We start from the raw sequence: 19,545 nt of genomic DNA, 5'->3' as shown, positions 1-19,545 counted from the left end.
TCGCGGTGTCGCCGTCTCCGGGAGTACCAGCCAGTGGCCTTGATCGTGCAGAAGTTCGGTGGATCCTCCGTCGCGGACGCCGAGAGCATCAAGCGCGTGGCGAAGCGGATCGTCGAGACGAAGAAGGCCGGCAACGACGTCGTCGTGGCGGTGTCGGCGATGGGTGACACCACCGACGAACTCGTCGACCTGGCGCACTCGGTCACCCCGATCCCCGCCGGCCGTGAACTCGACATGCTCCTGACCGCGGGGGAGCGCATCTCGATGGCGCTGCTCGCGATGGCGATCAAGAGCCTCGGGGTCGAAGCCTCGTCCTACACCGGCAGCCAGGCGGGCATGCTCACCGACGCGCAGCACGGCAAGGCGCGCATCGTCGACGTCACCCCGAAGCGCGTGCGCGAGGCGCTCGACTCCGGCCACGTCGCCATCGTCGCGGGGTTCCAGGGGTTCAACCGCACGACGGGCGAGATCACCACGCTCGGCCGGGGCGGCTCGGACACGACCGCCGTCGCGCTCGCGGCCGCGCTCGACGCCGACGTCTGCGAGATCTACACCGACGTCGACGGCATCTTCACCGCCGACCCTCGTGTCGTGCCGAAGGCCCGCAAGGTCGACCGCATCACGAGCGAGGAGATGCTCGAACTCGCGGCGTCCGGCGCCAAGGTCCTCTACATCCGTGCCGTCGAGTACGCCCGCCGGCACGGCGTCACCCTGCACGTCCGGTCCTCGTTCAACAACACCGAGGGCACCATCGTCTACAACCCTGCCGAGGGGGAAACCGTGGAAGAACCGATCATCACCGGGATCGCCGGAGACCTCTCCGAGGGGAAGATCACCGTCGTGGGCGTCCCGGACCAGCCGGGCAAGGCCGCCGAGATCTTCACCAACGTCGCACGCGCCGGGGCGAACATCGACATGATCGTCCAGAACGTGTCGGCGGCGTCGACCGGGCGGACGGACATCTCGTTCACCCTGCCGAAGGACCAGGGCCAGACCGTGCTCACGGCGCTCGAGGTCGCGAAGTCCGACATCGGCTACGAGAGCATCCAGTACGACGACCAGATCGGCAAGCTCGCCCTGGTCGGTGCCGGCATGCGCACCAACGCCGGCGTCTCGGCGAAGCTCTTCCGCGCGCTGCACGACGCGTCGATCAACATCGAGATGATCTCCACCTCGGAGATCCGCATCTCGGTCGTCACCCGCGCCGACACCCTCAACGAGGCGATGCGGGTCGTGCACAGCGCGTTCGACCTCGACGCCGACGCCGAAGCCGTCGTCTACGCCGGCACCGGCCGCTGACCCACGCTGACCCGCTGAACCAGGAGCACCGCATGAGCACCCTCACCGTCGCCGTCGTCGGCGCCACCGGACAGGTCGGCGCCGTGATGCGTCGTCTGCTCGAAGAGCGCGCGTTCCCGGCCGACCAGGTCCGGTTCTTCGCGAGCGCCCGGTCCGCCGGCACGACCCTGCCGTTCCGCGGCGAGCAGATCGTGGTCGAGGACTCCGAGCTGGCCGATCCGTCGGGGATCGACATCGCCCTGTTCTCGGCCGGTGCCACCGCCTCGCGGGCCCTCGCGCCGAGGTTCGCCGCAGCCGGGGCACTCGTCGTCGACAACTCGAGCGCCTGGCGCATGGACCCCGAGGTCCCGCTCGTCGTGAGCGAGGTCAACCCGCACGCGATCGACCAGGCGCCGAAGGGGATCATCGCGAACCCCAACTGCACCACCATGGCGATCATGCCGGTGCTCAAGGTGCTGGACACCGAGGCCGGGCTCCGCCGTCTGGTCGCGACGACCTACCAGGCCGTCTCCGGCTCCGGGCTCGCCGGCGTCGAGGAGTTGCTCGGCCAGGCGCGTGCCGCCCTCGAGCAGGACACCGCAGCGCTCACCCACGACGGTTCCGCCGTGACGTTCCCCGAGCCGGTCAAGTACGTCCGCCCGATCGCCTTCGACGTCGTGCCGCTCGCCGGCAGCATCGTCGAGGACGGCCTGGGCGAGACCGACGAGGAGAAGAAGCTCCGCAACGAGAGCCGCAAGATCCTCGAGCTCCCCGACCTGCTCGTCGCCGGCACGTGCGTGCGTGTGCCGGTCTTCACCGGCCACTCCATCTCGGTGCACGCCGAGTTCGAGCGTCCGCTGTCGCCCGAGCGTGCGACCGAGATCCTGTCGAGCGCACCCGGCGTGGAGCTGTCGGACGTGCCGACGCCGCTGCAGGCCGCCGGCCAGGACCCCGCGTTCGTCGGCCGCATCCGTGCCGACCAGTCCGCGCCCGAGGGCCGTGGGCTCGCGCTGTTCGTCAGCAACGACAACCTGCGGAAGGGTGCAGCGCTCAACGCGGTGCAGATCGCCGAAGCGATCGTCGCGCGCCGCACCGTCGCCGCGTAGCGGCACGGCTGCGCGGAGCGGCACGGCCGCGCGCAGCGACTCGGTCACCGCGCGCGGCTGACCGGCCTGTCGGTCGACGCCGGTAGGATCGACGGGTGGCAGTGAAGCAGGTGGACCCGATCGATGTCGTCCTCGTCGGGGGAGGCATCATGAGCGCCACCCTCGGCGCGATCATCCACCGGCTCGAGCCCTCGTGGAAGATCCGCGTGTACGAGCGTCTCGGCGCCGTCGCGCAAGAGTCCTCGAACCCGTGGAACAACGCCGGCACCGGGCACTCCGCGCTCTGCGAGTTGAACTACACGCCCGAGCTCGCTGACGGTCGCGTCGAGATCGCGAAGGCCGTCACGGTCAACGAGCAGTTCCAGGTCTCGCGGCAGTTCTGGTCGCACCTGGTCGAGATCGGTACGCTGCCCGACCCGTCGAACTTCATCAACCCGACCCCGCACATCTCCTTCGTCTGGGGTGCGGACAACGTCGAGTACATGCGCAAGCGGTACGAGGCGATGCGGGGGCACCCACTGTTCGCCGGGATCGAGTTCTCGGACGACCCCGCCCAGATCCGCAAGTGGGCGCCCGCGCTCATCCCCGGTCGCAAGAAGGACCAGCCGATCGCGGCGACCTACTCGGCGGCGGGCTCCGACGTCGACTTCGGGTCGCTCACCCGGCAGCTCTTCGACCAGCTCGAACTCGACGGTCTCGAGTTCGAACCGAACCACCAGGTCAAGAACATCTCGCGGGGCAAGGACTTCGACGGCTGGGCGCTCGACGTCCTGAACGAGGTCGGTCGGTCGACGCAGAAGATCGCCGCGAAGTTCGTCTTCGTCGGTGCCGGTGGTGGGGCCCTGCAGCTGCTGCAGAAGTCCGGCATCCCGGAGATCCGCGGGTACGGCGGCTTCCCGGTCTCCGGCGAGTTCCTGCGCACCGACGATCCCGAGGTCGTGCAGAAGCACGCAGCCAAGGTCTACGGCAAGGCGAGCGTGGGTGCGCCGCCGATGTCGGTACCGCACCTGGACACCCGCATCGTCGACGGCAACGCGTCGCTGATGTTCGGGCCGTACGCCGGCTTCAGCCCGAAGTTCCTGAAGCAGGGGTCGATGCTCGACCTGTTCAAGTCGATCCGACCGCACAACCTGCGCCCGATGCTGAGCGTCGCGTTCTCGAACTTCGACCTGGTGCGCTACCTGATCGGCCAGCTGCTCGCCTCGAAGCAGACCAAGTTCGACGCGCTGCGCGACTTCATGCCGAGCGCCGAGCCCGAGAACTGGCACAAGATCATCGCGGGCCAGCGGGTGCAGGTCATCAAGCCGGACAAGGACAAGGGCGGGGTGCTGCAGTTCGGCACCGAGGTCATCACGGCTGCCGACGGTTCGATCGCCGGGCTCCTCGGGGCCTCGCCGGGGGCGTCGACCGCTGTGCCGATCATGCTCGGCCTGCTCCGGAAGTGCTTCCCCGACCGGTGGGACGGCTGGCAGGACGCAGTCCACGAGATGGTCCCGACCTACGGGCAGGACCTCGGTGACGACGCCGCCCTGGCCGACGCCACCCTCGAGCGCACGGCGAAGGTGCTCGGCCTGCACCACTGACCGGCTCCGGCTTGCGGCCCGTTCGAACATGTGTTCGAATGACGGTATGCGGTGGAGTGGACAGGCGATCGATGCCGAGCAGAGCGATGCCCTGCCGGGCATGGAGTCGAACAGTGGGTTCGTCCGGAGTGTGACGACGCCCGAGTTCGCGGGCGTCACGTTCCACGAGGTCCTGGCGAAGAGTGCGCTGAACCGGGTGCCGAGCGCCGACGGCTCCGGCACCTACGGGTGGACCATCAACCCGTACCGGGGGTGCAGTCATGCCTGCGTGTACTGCTTCGCTCGGCCGACGCACACCTACCTCGAGTTCGACGGCGGAGCCGACTTCGACCAGCAGATCGTCGTGAAGACGAACGTGGCCGACGTCCTGCGGCGTGAGCTCGGCAAGCCCACGTGGGACCGCCACCCGATCGCGCTCGGCACGAACACCGACCCGTACCAGCGTGCCGAGGGTCGGTACCGGCTGATGCCCGGGGTGATCCAGGCGTTGGCGGACAGCCGCACCCCGTTCAGCATCCTGACGAAGGGCACGCTGCTCCGGCGCGACCTGCCGCTCCTGGCCGAGGCGGCGAAGGTGGTGCCGGTCGACCTCGCGATGTCGATCGCCGTGTACGACGACGACCTGCAGCAGTCGGTGGAGCCAGGCACACCCACGACGCCTGCGCGGCTCGCCACCGTGCGGGCGATCCGCGACGCCGGGCTCGACTGCTCGGTGTTCCTCATGCCCGTGCTGCCGTACATCACCGACACCCGTGCACACCTCGACGACGCCGTGGGTCGGGCTGCTGCGGCCGGTGCCACGAGCGTCATGTACTCCGCGCTGCACCTGCGGCCGGGCGTGAAGCCGTGGTGGTTCGAGTGGCTCGGACGCGAACGGCCCGACCTGGTGGCGCGCTACCGGGCGATGTACCTCGACAACACCTTCGCGCCGAAGGACTACCGCCGGTGGCTGTCGGAGCGCATCCGACCGATCCTGGCGGCGCACGGCGTCGGCCTCGGGCGCGTGGACCCGGCGACGGGGTCGATGGGCTTCTCGGACCCCTCGACGGTGCCGCAGGAACAGTCGATCCCGACGACGTCGCCGCTCAAGCGCGCAGATCCGGGCTTCGACCGCCGCCTGCTCCGACCGGTCGCGACGCAGACGTTATTCTGAGCACCGAGGTGTGCGCGTTCGGGGGACATCGGTGCGCCGTGGGGGCCGGTATCATCGACCGGGTCGCCGAACGGACGCTGTTTCGGGGTACACGGTCAGCACCGAGGTGTTTGATCGTGGGCGGCATTCCCGCCACCCGGAAGGACCCATCTCGTGCTCGGCATCCCCACGCACCTCGCTCCGCGAGTGAACGCGTGGTCGACGGTGCGGGCGTTCCACGCCGGTGCGATCGGATCGCTGGTGGCGGCGGCGATCGCGCTGCTGCTGTACCGGCTGTCCGAGCCCGACGTGCAGGTGATCAGTGCGGTCCTGGCGCTCGTCCCGATGCTCGGCATGATCGGCGTGCACGTGCAGTTCGGCACCTGGCGCTCCGCGGTCGCGTTCCTGGTCGTCGGCGGCGTCTGTGCGTGGTGGTTCGCGATGGTCGTGCAGCAGCAGGTCCCGTTGGGCTGGGTCACCTCGTACCTGCTGTCGCTGGCGGTCATCCCGCTCATCCTGGTCGGCGGTGCCGGCGCGGTGCCGAGCCGCGTCGTCCTGTGGTCCTTCCTCGGGTTCCTGACCGGACGGGCGGCGACGTGGATCGCGGTCGTCCAGGCCGACGGCCCACCGCGTCCGCTCGTGCTCGCCTGGGTGACGCTCGGGTTCGTGGTCGTGCTGGTGCTGTTCACGAGTCGGAGCACCGGTCGGTCGGAGCGGGTGCAACCGGAGTTGCTGCGGTCGGCGCGCGAAGAGCACGTCTCCGCGTACCGTGCCGGGGTCGAGGCCGAGGCGGCTGCGATCCTGCACGACACCGTCCTGAACCACCTCAACGCGATCTCCCTGGCTCCCGACGGCCCGATGGACCCGCACCTGGCGCGGACCGTCGAGGCCGACGTCGCCGTCCTGACCGGCAAGGGGTGGTTGGCACCGGCCGCCCGGCAGCGACCGGGTGCAGCGGTCGACGCGTTCGCCGTCATGGTGGACCAGCACCGTGCGACCGGTCTCGACGTCACGGTGTCCGGCGACCCGTCCGCACTCGACCGGCTCGACCAGCGGGCCGTCACCGCGCTCGTCCGCGCCGTGGGCCAGTGTCTCGCCAACGTCCGCAAGCACGCCGGCGTCGACGCGGCCGAGGTCAGCGTCTTCGACGACGGCGCGTCGTGCACCGTGATGGTGGTCGACGACGGTCGTGGCTTCGACGAGGACTCCACGGGCTCCGACCGGATGGGCCTGCGTGGCTCGGTCCGCGACCGCATCGGGCGGGTGGGCGGCGACGTCCAGATCTGGTCGTCGCCCGGTTCGGGGACGAGCGTGATGATGACGGTGCCGTTCGGACCGGTCACCGCCACGACCGACGCCGTGGCCACCGACCACGTCGGCACCGTGGTCCCGGACGAGGTCGGCGGCGTGCAGGGAGCCGACCGGTGAGCGCCACGACCGAGGCTCGTCGGACCGCGCAGCAGTACGACCCGCTCGGCGCGATGGGGTCGCGTCCGCTCGCGATCGGGCTCGGCGCCGCCAGCATCGTCTGGGCGCTCCTGGTGTCCGTGTTCGACCGTGACGTCGTGGGCAGCCCCACCCTCAGCGCGCTCACCGTCATCCTGGTCGCGGCGTCGGCAGCGGTCGTGTTCACCGCCTCGAGTCCGTTCCGCGCACCGTTCCCGCGGTGGGCGTTCGTCGCGCACGTCGGGTTGCTCGGTCTGGCGTCCGTGACGAGCGTCGCCGCGCAGTGGGGCCCCGACCGCAGCGCGCTGAACGACTTCATGTCGCTCATCACGGCGACCGGCATCGTGATGGTCGCGCCGTACCGGCCCTGGACGGACCTGACCATCGGCGGCGCCCTGCTCGCCGTCGTGAACGCCGCGACCTGGGGCGTGGGCGCAGCGACGTTCCCGCACGAGATCCCCGTCGCCGTCGCGGCCTTCCTCGCGGCAGCGCCGACCCTGGTGCTGACCGCTGCGTCGGCCGTCTTCGCGTGGACGTTCGCGGGCCTGGCCGAGCGGGTGCAGATCCGGGCCGGTTCCTACTCCGTCGAGCGTGCGGAGCGGGACGGCATCGCGGCGAGCGTGCAGCAGGACCGGTCGACGATCCTCGCCCGCGACGTCGCACCGTTCTTCGCCGAGCTGCGCACGCGCGAGGTCATCACCGACGCCGACCGCGAGCGGGCACGGCTGATCGCCGACGGCATCCGCCGGGCGATGGTCGCCGACGCGGACCGCACCTGGTTCGAGCAGGCCGTGCGCGTCGAGGGCGGGGACGCCCCGGTCGTCGACGACCCGGGCGGGCTCGCCGCGCTGCTCGACGCCGACCAGCGCTCCGTGGTGCGGACGTTCCTGCGGGCCGCGTTCCGCGCCTCGACCGTCGACCCGGCCGGGTTCCGGGCAACGCTCCGACGCGCGGACGCGCAGGACGACGCGGCCACCCGCGGCGATCCGGCGCGCGCCGACCCGGCCCGCGACGAAGCGGCCCGCGACGCCCGCGTCCTGCTCGAACTCGACCTCGCCGTGGCCGACTCCGACGTCGGGATCCACCGCACCTTCGACCCCTACTTCGCCGTCCTCCGTGTGACGTTCCCCGACCTCGACGTCGCGGTTCGTCCGTCCGCCCTCGCACTAAGGTTCTCCTATGACCAGCACTGACCCGAACAGGCTCTCGGAGGGGTCCCCGTCCCTCCCGAACCCGGGGGCACGACGTGTGCGGTTGGCCATCCTCGACGACCACGAGGTGCTGCTGGACAGCCTGTCGAGCTGGATCGCGGTGAACGCGTTCGACTTCGACCTGGCCCTGACCGCGCACACCTGGCTCGAGATGGTCCACAGCGACAGCTTCCCGACCGACCTGGTGTTCCTCGACTTCCAGCTCAAGGAACCCGTCTCGATCGAGGCCCGTGTCCGCACCTGCCGCGCCGCCGGTGCGAAGGTGATCGTGCTCTCCAGCGTCGACAGCCGCGAGTCCCGCGACCGTGCCCTGGCAGCAGGCGCCGCGGCGTTCCTGTCGAAGTCCCTGCCGATGCGTGAGGTCATGGACGTCGCCCGCGAGATCATGGGCGTCGCACGCGAGACCCCGCAGCCGCGCGAGTGGCGTCCGCTGCCCACCGGGGCGGCCGCGCACCAGCGTCCGAAGCTCAGCCACGGCGAGGAAGAAGCGCTCCGGCTGTACGTGTCCGGCTACTCGACGAACGAGGTCGCCGCGCAGATGAACGTGCAGTACGAGACCGCGAAGACCTACCTGCGCCGGGTCCGCGAGAAGTACAGCAAGGTCGGCCGTCCCGCCTCGAAGAAGTCCGACCTGATCCGGCGGGCTGCCGAGGACGGGTTCCTCGCGTAGTGGCGAAGCTCTACTTCCGCTACGGCGCGATGAACAGCGGCAAGAGCACGGGGCTCCTGCAGGCTGCCTACAACTACGAGGAGCGCGGCCACCGGGTCCTGCTCGCGAAGCCCGCGGTGGACACCAAGGGCGACCGCGAGATCGTGTCCCGCCTCGGCGTGACCCGCACCGTCGACCTGGTCTTCGCCCCCGACGCCGACGTCCGGTCCGCGGTCGCCGCGGCCGGTGCCGTCGACCCCGAGTCCGACCGCCTCGACGACATGGTCCGCGCCGTCAGCTGCGTCCTGGTCGACGAGGCGCAGTTCCTCACCCCGCGCCAGGTCGACGACCTGCTGCGCATCGCGGTCCTCGACGAGATCCCGGTGATCACGTACGGCATCCGCACCGACTTCCGCACCGAGGCGTTCCCGGGCAGCGCCCGCCTGCTCGAGGTCGCGCACTCGCTCGAAGAGCTCAAGACGATCTGCCGGTGCGGTCGCAAGGCGGTCTTCAACGCCCGCACGGTCGACGGCCGGTTCGTCTTCGACGGCTCGCAGGTCGCCATCGACGGCGTCGACGTCGCCTACGAGTCGCTCTGTGCCAACTGCTACCTGACGGAGTCCGGCGGCCGGCTCGACGGCGCCTGAGCGGTCGCGCTCGCCGGCCGGTCACGACACCCCACTCGGGTTCGTCGAGCGGTCGTGTCGCGTCGGCGGTGCGCTCGTCGGGCGACCGGACGTGACCGGTCCGCGCGGTGCGCGCAGCACGTCGTGACCGCTCGGCGTCCGAGACGCGACCGCAGACGGCCTGGAGGCGCGGTGCAGCCCCGCCACGGGCCTCCCGGCCGTCGCGCCTGACGCCCAAGGCGCGCCGCATGCGTCCGCCGTTCAGTCGCGAACCGTCGCTTGTGCGACGTCCAGGCGACGCCTGGTGACCGGTCGGCCGGCGGACGACGGCGTATTCCGACCGGTGGAGGAGGCGGTCTCGTCGTGGAATGCGTGCGCCGCGGCGCGCGTTGGTGACCACATGAGCGACGACACCCTGCACCTGTCCGTCCTGGACCTGGCGACGCGCGAGTACGGCCAGTCCAACACCGAAGCCCTGCAGGGCTCGATCGACATGGCGGTCCACGCCGAGAAGCTCGGCTACGAGCGGTTCTGGGTCGCCGAGCACCACGGCATGCCCGGCATCACCTCGTCGGCCCCCGCGGTCCTGCTGAGCGCCGTCGGCGCGGCCACCTCGACCATCCGCATCGGCTCCGGCGGTGTCATGCTGCCGAACCACGCACCCCTCGTCATCGCCGAGCAGTTCGGCACGCTCCGAGCGCTGTACGGCGACCGCGTCGACCTCGGACTCGGCCGTGCGCCGGGCACCGACGGGGCGACCGCGATGGCGCTGCGCCGCACCGACCGGCTCGACGTCGACGACTTCCCCGACCGCCTCGCCGACCTGATCGGGTTCTTCACCGGGATGTCCTCGGACAACCCGTTGTCGGGCATCCGTGCGGTGCCGGGCTACGGCGACGTGCCGGAGTTCTGGCTGCTCGGGTCCTCCGGGTACAGCGCGCAGGTGGCCGGGGCGCTCGGCGTCTCGTTCGCCTTCGCCCACCACTTCGCGTCGGACAACACCGAGGCGGCGCTCGCCCTGTACCGGGACTCGTTCCGGCCCTCGCGGTTCCGCCAGACGCCGAACGCCCTCATCGGCGTGCAGGTCGTCACCGACGAGGACCCGGCCGTCGTCGACGAGCAGAGCGCTCCCGGCATGATCTCGTTCATCCGGATGCGCTCCGGCCGGAAGCCCGAGCCGGTCTCGATGGACGAGGCCCGTGCGTACGAGTTCAACGACCTCGAGCGTCGGTTCATCGCCGCCCGCACCGAGCGCCAGGCCTACGGCACCGCGGACCAGGTCGCGGACAAGATCAACGCGCTCGTGGCGTCCACCGGGGCGAACGGCGTGATCGTCGCTCCGGGTGCTGCGCAGGCGCGGTACCGGCACCAGGCGCTCGACGTGGTGGCCGGGCTGCACGCGTCCGGGCGGCTCGTGCGCGCGGGTGCTGCTGCGTCGGCTTCGGCGTCGGTCTAGCACGCTCGTTCGTTCGCTTCGTGAGCAGGAATGGTCGGGTCGCCATCGGGCACCCGACCATTTCTGCTCACCAAGTGGGGCGAAGCTTCAGCTGAGCAGACCGAGGCGCGTCGCCGCAGCCACGGCGCCGACCCGCGAACCGACGTCGAGCTTCCGGAACACGTTGTAGACGTGCCGCTTGACGGTGCCGATCGCGAGCTGCAGGTCCGCCGCGATCTCGGCGTTGGTGCGCGCGGCGGCGAGGAGCCGCAGGACCTCGAGCTCGCGGTCGCTGAGCGGTGTGCCCGCGCGAGCCTCGGTGACCAGGTCGACCGGGAACGTCACCGGTGCGGCGTCGGCGTGCGCGGCGCGGGCGATGCGGTCGACGAGCTCGCGGCTCGGGGTGTCCTTCGTCACGAAGTCGACCGCGCCGGCGTCGAGCAGCGTCCGGCGCAGGACGGCGTCGCGGTGCATCGTGAGCACCACCACGCGGATGTCCGGACGGGTGCGGCGCACCGTGGCGATCGTGGTGCGCGCCGGCGGACCGTCGAGCTCGACGTCGAGGAGCAGGACGTCGATGGCGGCCGCCTCGGGGGAGTCGAGCACGTCGGACGGACGCTCGCCGTGTGCGACCACACGGATCGTGGGGACGGCGGCGAGGATCGTGGCCAGTCCTTCGCGGAACAGCTGGTGGTCGTCGACGATCGCGACGTGCGTGATGGTCACAGCGTTCCCCGCGGGATCGTCAGGCGGACGGTGGTGCCGGTGCCCGGGGTGCTCTCGACGTCGAGTCGCGCGCCGATGACCGCGGCCCGCTCGCGCATCGTCTGCTGCCCGAGGCGTCCGTCCGCGTCGGCATCGGGGTCGAAGCCCGGACCGTCGTCGGCGACCGTCACGACGAGGGCGGCCGGCGTCCACGCGAAGTGCACCTCGGCGGTGGAGTCCGGAGCGTGCTTCCGCCGGTTGGTGAGCGCCTCGAGCAGGATCGTCAGTGCTTCCTCGGCCTGCCAGTTCGGCAGCTGCTCGGGCGTGCCCGTGGCACGGAACGACAAACGATCGTCGTCGGGGAAGAGGTCCCTGGCGTGCCGGGCGAGCGCATCGTCGAGCAGTGCATCTCCGACGCGGGCGTGCAGGCTGACCGCCAGGTCCTGCACGTCGCCGAGTGCTCCGCGCAGCAGCCGCGCGGCGTCGTCGAGCTGGTCGGCCCGTTCGCCGGCCGGGGGATCGGTCAGCAGCACCAGGTCGAGCCGCTGCAGTCCGGCGAGGATGCCGTGCGCCACGCGGTCGTGCAGGTCTCGCGCGATCTGCGTGCGGGAGTCCAGGTGCGCCGTCGTGACGCGTTGGCGCAGCGCCTCGGTGTAGGCGACGGCCCCGGCGGGGAACCGGCTCCAGATGCCCGCGTGCAGAGCTCTGGTGGCACGCAGGACGTCGGCGGTGGACTCCGCGCCGACCTCGTCCACGAAGAGCGGCAGGTAGGCGTCGAAGAGCATCTCCGCGGCGAGCATCGCGCCGGCGGGGTGCTGCGCGTGTTCGGCGTGCAGGGAGCCGGTGGCCAGGTGCTCCGGATCGAGGTAGGTGTTGCTCACGACGCTGTCCGCGGCGCCGGCGGCGTAGCGCGCGTGTGCCTCGGCGATCATCGACGTCACGTTGTCGACGAGGTTCTGCGTCAGGACCGGGTCGTCGGCGAGCTCGGGGAACTGTGCGGCGATCCGTTCGAGGACCGGGCGGAGGTGGTCGGCGCGTGACATCGCTGTCGAGGCTATCCGCGTCGTCGCGGCCGGGGGAGCGGCGGCCACGTCGTGTGTCGGGAGGTGTAGTGCTGAGCGCACGACTGTGGAAAAGCAGAAGGCCCCGGTTCCGGAGAACCAGGGCCTTCTTCGTACTGTCTCAACACAGTGTCGGGGTGACAGGATTTGAACCTGCGACCTCCTCGTCCCGAACGAGGCGCGCTACCAAGCTGCGCCACACCCCGCGGTGTGATCACTCCGTACCGGAGCAACCCGACAATACTATCCGATGATCGGGGGTGCTCACGACCATCTGGGGAACTCCCGGGCGCGTCGTCAGGAGGTGCGGGCGGTGAGCGTGACGACGACCGCTTCGGGGCGGCACGAGAACCGGACCGGCGCGTAGATCGAGGTTCCGAGACCGGCCGAGACCTCGAGCCACGACCAGTGGTTCCGGTGCTCCCACTTGTGCAGCCCGCTGACGTACCGGCGGGGGAGGTCGCTGTTCGTGACGAGCGCACCGACCCCCGGTACCTGGACCTGGCCACCGTGGGTGTGCCCGGCGAAGATGACGTCAGCGCCCTGGGTGACGAATGCATCGAGCACGCGACGGTAGGGCGCGTGCGTCACTCCGATCGCGACGGGAGCTGGGCCGTCCTCGTCTTCGGACCAGGGCACCTCGCCGCGCATCTCGTCGACGTTCGTGGGGAGCAGATCGAGCCGGTCCCAGTCGCGGTGCGCGTCCGAGGTGCCGAACAGCTCGAAGCGGGAGCCGCGGAGCTCAATGGCGCGGGCGTGGTCGTTCAGGTCGAGCCACCCGAGGGACTCGAAGAACGCCGTCTGCCGGTCGATGTCGAGCTCGACGGGCTTCGCCTCGCTGTGCATGCGGCTCGGGCCGGAGAAGTACTTGAGCGGGTTGCGCGGCGACGGTCCGAAGAAGTCGTTCGACCCGTAGGCGAACGCGCCGGGAACACCCCGGAACGGCTCCAGTGCGTACTCCACGGCTGCGTTCGCCGTGGGGTGCCCGAGGTTGTCGCCGGTGTTGACGATGAAGTCCGGCTCGACCAGGGACAGGTCGCGCAGCCACTGCTGCTTGTCGGCCTGCCACGGGGCCATGTGGATGTCGGACAGGTGCAGGACGGTGACGTCACGGGACCCCGGCGGGAGGACCGGGACGGTCTCCCACCGGATGCCGAAGCGTCGACGCTCGACCAGGGAACCCCAGGCGAACGAGGCGGCGCCGACGGCCGCGCCGGCTGCGAGGACCCCGAGCGCGGCGCGACCGCGGGTCACTTGCAGTCCTTGGGCGCCTTGCCGTTCTTGTCGCCGTAGAGCTGGATCGTCACACCGGCGTTCTTGTCCGCTGCCGAACTGATCGCCGGGTCGACGGCCGCGACCTTGCAGGTCTTGTTGCCGCCGCCCTTGGCGAAGTCGTCCGACACGCTGACGTTGCCGAAGCCGGCGTCGTTCAGTGCCGAGCGGGCATCACCGAGCGAGTCTCCGCCGATCTCGGGCACGTTGGCCTGCGACCCGTCCGAGGTGTAGACCGTCACGCTCGAGCCGGAGGACAGGAGTGCACCGGCGGACGGCGAGGTCGACGACACCGAACCGGGGTTGCCGGTGCCGGGGCGGGTGCCACCGTCGACGTAGTTGAAGCCGGCGCCGGAGATCGCTGCGCGGGCTTCGTCAGCGGTCTTCCCCTGCAGGTTCGGCAGCGCCTTGGCGTTGCCACGGATCGCCGTCGGCTGCGGGTCCGTGAAGGCACCGGCGGGGTAGGTGGCGTTGACCGCGGTCATCGCCTGACGCCAGACGTCGGCACGCGAGCCGGCGTACGTCCCGCCCACGCCGTTGCTGTAGTGCCGGAGGTTGTTCTTCTTGCCGTCGGTGTTGCCCTGCCAGTAGGCGGTGGCGACGCGTGAGCTCGCCCCCACGAGCCAGATCTGGTCAGCCTCGTCGGTCGTGCCCGTCTTGGCGAACATCTGGGTGCCGTCCGGCGTCTGAGCACCGCGCGCGGTACCGCTGGTGATCGTGCCCTTCATGGCGTAGATCGCTGCCTGTGCGAAGGCGGGGTCGACAGCCTGCTGGCAGTCCTTCGTCTGGCCGCCGAGCTGCTTGCCGGACGGCGAGGTGATCTGGTCGATCGCGATCGGCTTGCAGTAGATGCCGTTGTTCGCGACCGCGGCGTAGGCGGCGGCCATCGTCATCGGGGCGATCTCGTTGGTGCCGAGGATCGCGGACGGGTTCTGGTACTGCAGCTCGCCGCCGTCAGCACGGTGCACGCCGAGCGACTGCGCGATGTCGCGGATGTCGCAGAGGTCGAGCTTCTGGGCCATCGATGCGAACGCGCCGTTGATCGAGCCAGCGGTGGCCCCGAGCACGCTCCAGTTACCGCCCTCGCCCGGAGCGTCGTTCGAGACGTCGAACTTCGTGTAGTCGGTCTGACCGCAGATGGTCCACGGCGTGACCACACGTTCAGCACCGCTGACGGTCTCATTGAGCCCGTGGCCCGTCTTGATCCAATCCAGCAGCGTGAAGAGCTTGTAGGTCGAGCCGGTCTGGAAGCCCCCGGAGTTACCGTACTTGTAGTCGACGCTGTAGTTCAGAGACGTGGACGTGGGTGCCGACTTCAGCGACTCGTCGAAGTCCTTGTTCTGCGCCATCGTGATGATGCGGCCGGAGCCGGCCTCGATCGAGTTGAGCGTCGCACCGAGCGCCAGGTTCGTCTCGGCCTTGTTGTCGTAGGTGTTGAGGAGCTGCTTCTGCTCGGCGTTGAGGTCGATGTTCAGCGTCGTCTGGATCTTGTAGCCGCCGTTCCGCCACGCGGTGTCGCGCGCCTTCTGCGACGAGCCGAGCTGCGACATCTCGAGCACGACCTTCTTGGCGTAGTCGCAGAAGAACTGCGAGCCGTCGCCGACCGATGCCCGGCAGCCCTGCGAGGGCTGCGTCAGGTGCACGTAGTCCGCCGGCTTCGACAGGCGGGCCGTGCGGTACTCGGCCTCGGTCAGGTTCTTCTGGTCGTACATCGAGCGCAGGATGACGTTGCGCCGGGCGACGTTGGCGTCGTACTTCTTCGGCGTCGACAGGTTGCGCGCCTCGGGGTACTGCACGATGGCCATCAGCGAAGCGGCCTCGGCCGCCGTCAGCTTCGTCGCGCTCTTGTTGTAGTAGTGCTGCGCCGCGGCCTGCACACCGTAGGTCTGGTCGCCGAAGTAGGCGATGTTCAGGTAGGCGGTGAGGATCTCCTTCTTGGAGTACTTCTTCGCCAGCCCGATCGCGAGCTTCATCTCCTCGAGCTTGCGGGGGATGGTCTGCTCGACGGCCTCGTTGTAGGCCTTCTCCTGCTCCTTCTTGGTCGGCAGGTTCAGGGCCTCGTTCATCTTGATGTTGCGGACGAGCTGCATGGTCAACGTCGACCCGCCGCCCGAGTCGCCGAGCCCGCCGGCGATGCTGCCCACGCCGGCACGGATGAGCGAGGTCATGTCGACGCCGCCGTGGCTGTAGAAGCGCTTGTCCTCGCCGTCGATGGCCGCGTTCTTCAGCTGGTCGCTGATCTGGTCGAACTTCAGTTCCTGCCGGTTCTGGTCGTACAGCGTCGCGAAGTGCACCGACTTGCCGCCCGAGTACGCGTACAGCTCGTTGCGCTGCGGCAGGTCACCGATCTCGATGTACTCCGGCAGCGACTCGAACACACCGATCGTCGACGTCGTCGTGACACCGGCGACCGCGATGGCCGGGGTGACCCCGATCGTGACGAGCAGGCCGGCGAGGGCACTGAACCCGACGAATCCGATGAAGGCGCCGACTGCTGAGACGGGCTTGGTCCGCGAGGCAGACGTCTTCTGGGCAGACATAGGATGCAGCCTAAACGACACCCACGACTGAAAGGCTGGCAAGGAACCGCATGACTCGCTGGGAGTACTTCACCACGCCCCTGATGATCCACAACACCACCGCCATCCTCAACAACTACGGGGACGAGGGCTGGGAACTGGTCCAGATCGTCACCGGCCCCGAGGGTGGGCTCGTCGCGTACCTCAAGCGCCCGAAGGCCGACGCATGAGCGTCGCGGACCGCCTCGCCGAGCTGGGGCTGACGCTCCCGCCGGTCGCCGCACCCGTCGCCGCCTACGTCCCCGCGGTCGTCACCGGCCAGTACGTCTACACGGCCGGCCAGCTGCCGTTCGTCGACGGCGCACTGCCCGTCACCGGCAAGGTCGGCACCACGGTCGACGCCGAGACCGCCACCGCGCAGGCCCGCGTGGCCGCGCTCAACGCACTGGCCGCAGTCGAGTCGGTCGCCGGCTCGCTCGACCGCGTCGCCCGGGTCGTCAAGGTCACCGTGTTCGTCGCGTCGGAGCCGTCCTTCACGGGCCAGCCCGGGGTCGCGAACGGTGCCTCCACCCTGGTCGGCGAGGTCTTCGGCGACGCCGGCGTCCACGCGCGCAGCGCGGTGGGCGTGGCGGTGCTGCCGCTGGACGCTCCTGTGGAGGTCGAGCTGGTGGTGGAGCTCACCGCCTGACGGCGGCGACCGACGGAACGAACGTGAGCAGGGCCTCCAGTCCGAGATGGACGGGAGGCCCTGCTCACGTTTCCGGGACTACATGAGTTCCGCGATGGTCGCCATGATCGTCGGGTCGGCCAGCGTCGTCGTGTCGCCGATGCGGCGGCCCTCGGCCGCGTCGCGGAGCAGACGCCGCATGATCTTGCCGGAGCGCGTCTTGGGCAGTTCGGGGACAATGACCACCTGGCGGGGCTTCGCGATCGCACCGATGCGCTTGCCCACCCAGTTGCGGAGTTCGGTCGACGCCGATTCGCGGTCGACGTCGGCAGCGGCCTCGGCGGTCAGGATGACGTACGCGACGACCGCCTGTCCGGTGGTCTCGTCGGCGGCTCCGACGACGGCCGCCTCGGCGACGCCCTCGTGCCCGACCAGGGCGGACTCGATCTCGGCCGTCGACAGGCGGTGCCCCGAGACGTTCATGACGTCGTCGACGCGGCCCTGGATCCAGATGTCGCCCTGACCGTCGAGCCGCGCGCCGTCGCCGGCGAAGTAGCGGCCCGGGAACCGCGACCAGTACGTCTCGACGAAGCGGTCCGGGTCGCCCCAGATGCCGCGCGCCATCGACGGCCACGGCTCCGTGATCGTGAGGTAGCCGCTCTCGCCGGGGTCGGCACGGTTGCCGTCGTCGTCGACGATCTCCGCGACGATGCCGGGCAGCGGCGTCTGCGCGGCGCCGGGCTTGAGCTTCGTGACGCCGGGCAGCGCGGAGATCATGATCGCGCCCGTCTCGGTCTGCCACCACGTGTCGACGATGGGCGTGCGGTCGTGGCCGATGACCTGGCGGTACCAGTTCCACGCCTCGGGGTTGATGGGTTCGCCGACACTGCCGAGCAGGCGCAGGGTCTCGAGACTGCGGGCCTCGGGGATCTCGCGGCCGGCCTTCATCGCCGCGCGCACGGCGGTCGGCGCGGTGTACAGGACGGTGACGCCGTAGGAGTCGACGATGTCCCACCAGCGACCGGGCTTCGGCTCGTCGGGCGTGCCCTCGTACAGCACCTGCGTCACGCCGTTCGCCAGGGGGCCGTAGACGACGTACGAGTGCCCGGTGATCCAGCCGATGTCGGCGGTGCACCAGTAGACGTCCTTCTCCGGGTGCATGTCGAACACGTTCTTGTGCGTGTACGCGGCCTGGGTCAGGTACCCGCCGGAGGTGTGCACGATGCCCTTCGGCTTCCCGGTCGTGCCCGAGGTGTACAGGATGAACAGCGGGGTCTCGGCGGGGAAGGCCTCTGGCGTGTGCTCCGGGGCGGCCTTCGCGACCTCGTCGTGCCACCACAGGTCGCGGTCGTTCCAGGCGATCTCGTTGCCGCCGCGCTTGACGACCAGGACGTGCTCGACGCTGTCGGTGCCCTCGCCCTCGAGTGCCTCGTCGACCGCGGGCTTGAGCGCTGACACCGCGCCACGGCGCCAGCCGCCGTCCGCCGTGACGACGAGCTTCGCGCCGGCGTCCTCGATGCGGGCGCGGAGGCTCTCGGCGCTGAACCCGCCGAAGACCACGGAGTGCACGGCGCCGATGCGGGCGACGGCGAGCATCGTCACGACGGCCTCGGGGATGAGCGGCAGGTAGACGACGACGCGGTCGCCCCGCCCGACGCCGAGGTTGGTGAGCATGTTCGCAGCGCGCTGCACGTCGGCGGTCAGCTCGGCGTAGGTGATCCGGCGGGTGTCGCCGGGAGCGCCCTCGAAGTGGATCGCCACCCGGTCGCCGTTGCCCGCGCGGACGTGCCGGTCGAGGCAGTTCTCGGCCACGTTGAGCGTGCCGTCGGCGAACCACTTCGCGAACGGGGCGCTGGACCAGTCGAGGGTCTGCGTGAACGGCGTGCGCCAGTCGAGCAGACTGCGGGACTGCTCGGCCCAGAAGGCCTCGCGGTCGGCGGCGGCGGCCTCGTGCAGGTCTTCGTGCGCGACGGCGTCGGCGACGAACTCGGGTGTCGGCGGGAAGGTGGCGCCGTCGTCCTCGCGGTGGTCGGTACGGGTCGGAGTGGACATCGATGTCCTTTCGCGTCGTTGCGTCCTCAGGGTGCGCCACGGAGACTACCCCTCGGCCCGTGCGCTGCGCGGTTCCGTGACGAGCGGCGGCCCGTGCGCTGCGCGGTTGCGTGACGAGCGGCGGCCCGGGTTCGGGGAGCGGGCCCCCGAAGGCGGGCCCGGGTCTGGGGCAGCGGGGCCGCGACGGCGGGCACCAGCGTGTCCTGGTCGCGGCGGCACGCCCGGCGGTCGTGTCGGGGGTTGCCCCGAGGGGCGGATCGTGGGGTACAGTAGTTCCTGCTGGACTCGTTTCCGGCGGCATCGAATCGGATTCCCCCCAATCCTTCGATGTCCAGGCGGCACCAGTTCCCCCCAACCGGTGCCGCCTCTTCTTTTGTCCGGGGTCCGGCTCGAGTGATCAGCGCTCGCCGGCCGCCGACGATCGGCGGCGATCCGCACGGGGACGCCGGTCGAGTGGACAGACCGGTACATGCTCACGCATGGAGCGTCCGACGGACTCGTAGCAATTGCTACTCCGTCCCGGTGCCCGTGGTCGACGGCGCCCGCTCGTGTGGTCTGTCGTCGCGCTGCGCCGGGCGCTCCTCACCGAGTGGGGTACGGCTTTCCGTTTCGGGGGACAAATCGGTCCGTTGGTGCTGTCGGCTCCTACCCCTCCACAAGCCGGTTGTGGCACCGGATGCCGAAAACGGCTCTCCTCCTACGCTCTGGCGTCATGCACCGTCACCGTGCCACGCCGTTCCTGCCCGGGGCCGGGCCTGTCCCGCCCAGGGCCGGACCGTTCCTCCCTGGGGCCGGGCCTGTTC

Annotated in this window: 16 protein-coding genes and 1 tRNA gene; 11 read left to right on the top strand and 6 right to left on the bottom strand. The window is 70.3% G+C overall.

What is annotated here, in order from left to right; translation table 11 throughout:
• Positions 1-33 precede the first annotated feature (33 nt).
• From DEJ14_RS12640 to DEJ14_RS12600, 9 genes are all read left to right on the top strand, one after another.
• Positions 34-1,299 carry an aspartate kinase gene (locus tag DEJ14_RS12640; RefSeq protein ID WP_111084230.1) on the top strand — a complete coding sequence of 422 codons (1,266 nt, stop codon included), beginning with the start codon at positions 34-36 and terminating at the stop codon, positions 1,297-1,299.
• Between the two features lie 32 nt (positions 1,300-1,331).
• On the top strand, positions 1,332-2,384 hold the full coding sequence (locus DEJ14_RS12635) for an aspartate-semialdehyde dehydrogenase (protein WP_111084229.1): 1,053 nt from the start codon (positions 1,332-1,334) through the stop codon (positions 2,382-2,384).
• A 95-nt stretch (positions 2,385-2,479) separates the two neighbouring features.
• Positions 2,480-3,967 carry a malate:quinone oxidoreductase gene (locus tag DEJ14_RS12630; RefSeq protein WP_111084228.1) on the top strand — a complete coding sequence of 496 codons (1,488 nt, stop codon included), beginning with the start codon at positions 2,480-2,482 and terminating at the stop codon, positions 3,965-3,967.
• Between the two features lie 46 nt (positions 3,968-4,013).
• Positions 4,014-5,120 (top strand): Rv2578c family radical SAM protein, encoded by a 1,107-nt coding sequence (locus DEJ14_RS12625; protein ID WP_111084227.1) that lies wholly within the window; start codon positions 4,014-4,016, stop codon positions 5,118-5,120.
• A 153-nt stretch (positions 5,121-5,273) separates the two neighbouring features.
• Positions 5,274-6,527, top strand: a complete 1,254-nt coding sequence (locus DEJ14_RS12620; protein WP_111084226.1) for a sensor histidine kinase — start codon at positions 5,274-5,276, stop codon at positions 6,525-6,527.
• The gene (locus DEJ14_RS12615; protein WP_111084225.1) at positions 6,524-7,738 is read left to right on the top strand and encodes a hypothetical protein; all 1,215 of its coding nucleotides are present in this window, start codon (positions 6,524-6,526) and stop codon (positions 7,736-7,738) included. Before DEJ14_RS12620 ends, DEJ14_RS12615 begins: the two co-directional genes overlap by 4 nt.
• A gap of 55 nt (positions 7,739-7,793) precedes the next feature.
• Entirely contained in the window at positions 7,794-8,426 is a 633-nt protein-coding gene (locus DEJ14_RS12610) for a response regulator transcription factor (RefSeq protein ID WP_111084224.1), read from the top strand.
• Positions 8,426-9,052, top strand: coding sequence for a thymidine kinase (locus DEJ14_RS12605; protein WP_111084223.1), 627 nt, complete (start codon positions 8,426-8,428; stop codon positions 9,050-9,052). The genes DEJ14_RS12610 and DEJ14_RS12605 overlap by 1 nt, the downstream gene beginning before the upstream one ends.
• Positions 9,053-9,431: 379 nt before the next feature.
• Positions 9,432-10,487, top strand: a complete 1,056-nt coding sequence (locus tag DEJ14_RS12600) for an LLM class flavin-dependent oxidoreductase (RefSeq protein WP_111084222.1) — start codon at positions 9,432-9,434, stop codon at positions 10,485-10,487.
• 87 nt (positions 10,488-10,574) lie between these two features.
• Here DEJ14_RS12600 and DEJ14_RS12595 read toward each other — a convergent pair whose 3' ends face one another.
• The 5 genes from DEJ14_RS12595 to DEJ14_RS12575 all read right to left on the bottom strand — a co-directional run bounded on the left by DEJ14_RS12595 (position 10,575) and on the right by DEJ14_RS12575 (position 16,044).
• Positions 10,575-11,192: a response regulator transcription factor gene (locus DEJ14_RS12595; protein WP_146249683.1), complete on the bottom strand. Its 618-nt coding sequence runs from the start codon at positions 11,190-11,192 to the stop codon at positions 10,575-10,577.
• On the bottom strand, positions 11,189-12,214 hold the full coding sequence (locus tag DEJ14_RS12590; protein ID WP_111084220.1) for a sensor histidine kinase: 1,026 nt from the start codon (positions 12,212-12,214) through the stop codon (positions 11,189-11,191). Before DEJ14_RS12590 ends, DEJ14_RS12595 begins: the two co-directional genes overlap by 4 nt.
• A gap of 150 nt (positions 12,215-12,364) precedes the next feature.
• Positions 12,365-12,438 (bottom strand) — tRNA-Pro (locus DEJ14_RS12585).
• Between the two features lie 91 nt (positions 12,439-12,529).
• Positions 12,530-13,486 (bottom strand): metallophosphoesterase, encoded by a 957-nt coding sequence (locus DEJ14_RS12580; RefSeq protein WP_111084219.1) that lies wholly within the window; start codon positions 13,484-13,486, stop codon positions 12,530-12,532.
• Entirely contained in the window at positions 13,483-16,044 is a 2,562-nt protein-coding gene (locus DEJ14_RS12575) for a transglycosylase domain-containing protein (RefSeq protein ID WP_111084218.1), read from the bottom strand. The genes DEJ14_RS12580 and DEJ14_RS12575 overlap by 4 nt, the downstream gene beginning before the upstream one ends.
• Positions 16,045-16,094: 50 nt before the next feature.
• On the opposite strand from DEJ14_RS12575, the gene sp36 reads away from it, so the two are divergent.
• Entirely contained in the window at positions 16,095-16,253 is a 159-nt protein-coding gene (gene sp36 / locus DEJ14_RS12570; RefSeq protein ID WP_017888699.1) for a Sp36 family protein, read from the top strand.
• Positions 16,250-16,711, top strand: a complete 462-nt coding sequence (locus tag DEJ14_RS12565; protein WP_111084217.1) for a RidA family protein — start codon at positions 16,250-16,252, stop codon at positions 16,709-16,711. The genes sp36 and DEJ14_RS12565 overlap by 4 nt, the downstream gene beginning before the upstream one ends.
• Positions 16,712-16,789: 78 nt before the next feature.
• Here the strand turns inward: DEJ14_RS12565 and acs are convergent, their stop codons facing one another.
• Positions 16,790-18,742, bottom strand: coding sequence for an acetate--CoA ligase (gene acs / locus DEJ14_RS12560; protein ID WP_111084216.1), 1,953 nt, complete (start codon positions 18,740-18,742; stop codon positions 16,790-16,792).
• Positions 18,743-19,545 lie beyond the last annotated feature (803 nt).

This window comes from Curtobacterium sp. MCJR17_020 (assembly GCF_003234365.2).
Lineage (GTDB): Bacteria > Actinomycetota > Actinomycetes > Actinomycetales > Microbacteriaceae > Curtobacterium.
The sequence above is the reverse complement of the archived record's forward strand: the minus strand, read 5'-3'. Positions and strand labels throughout refer to the sequence as shown.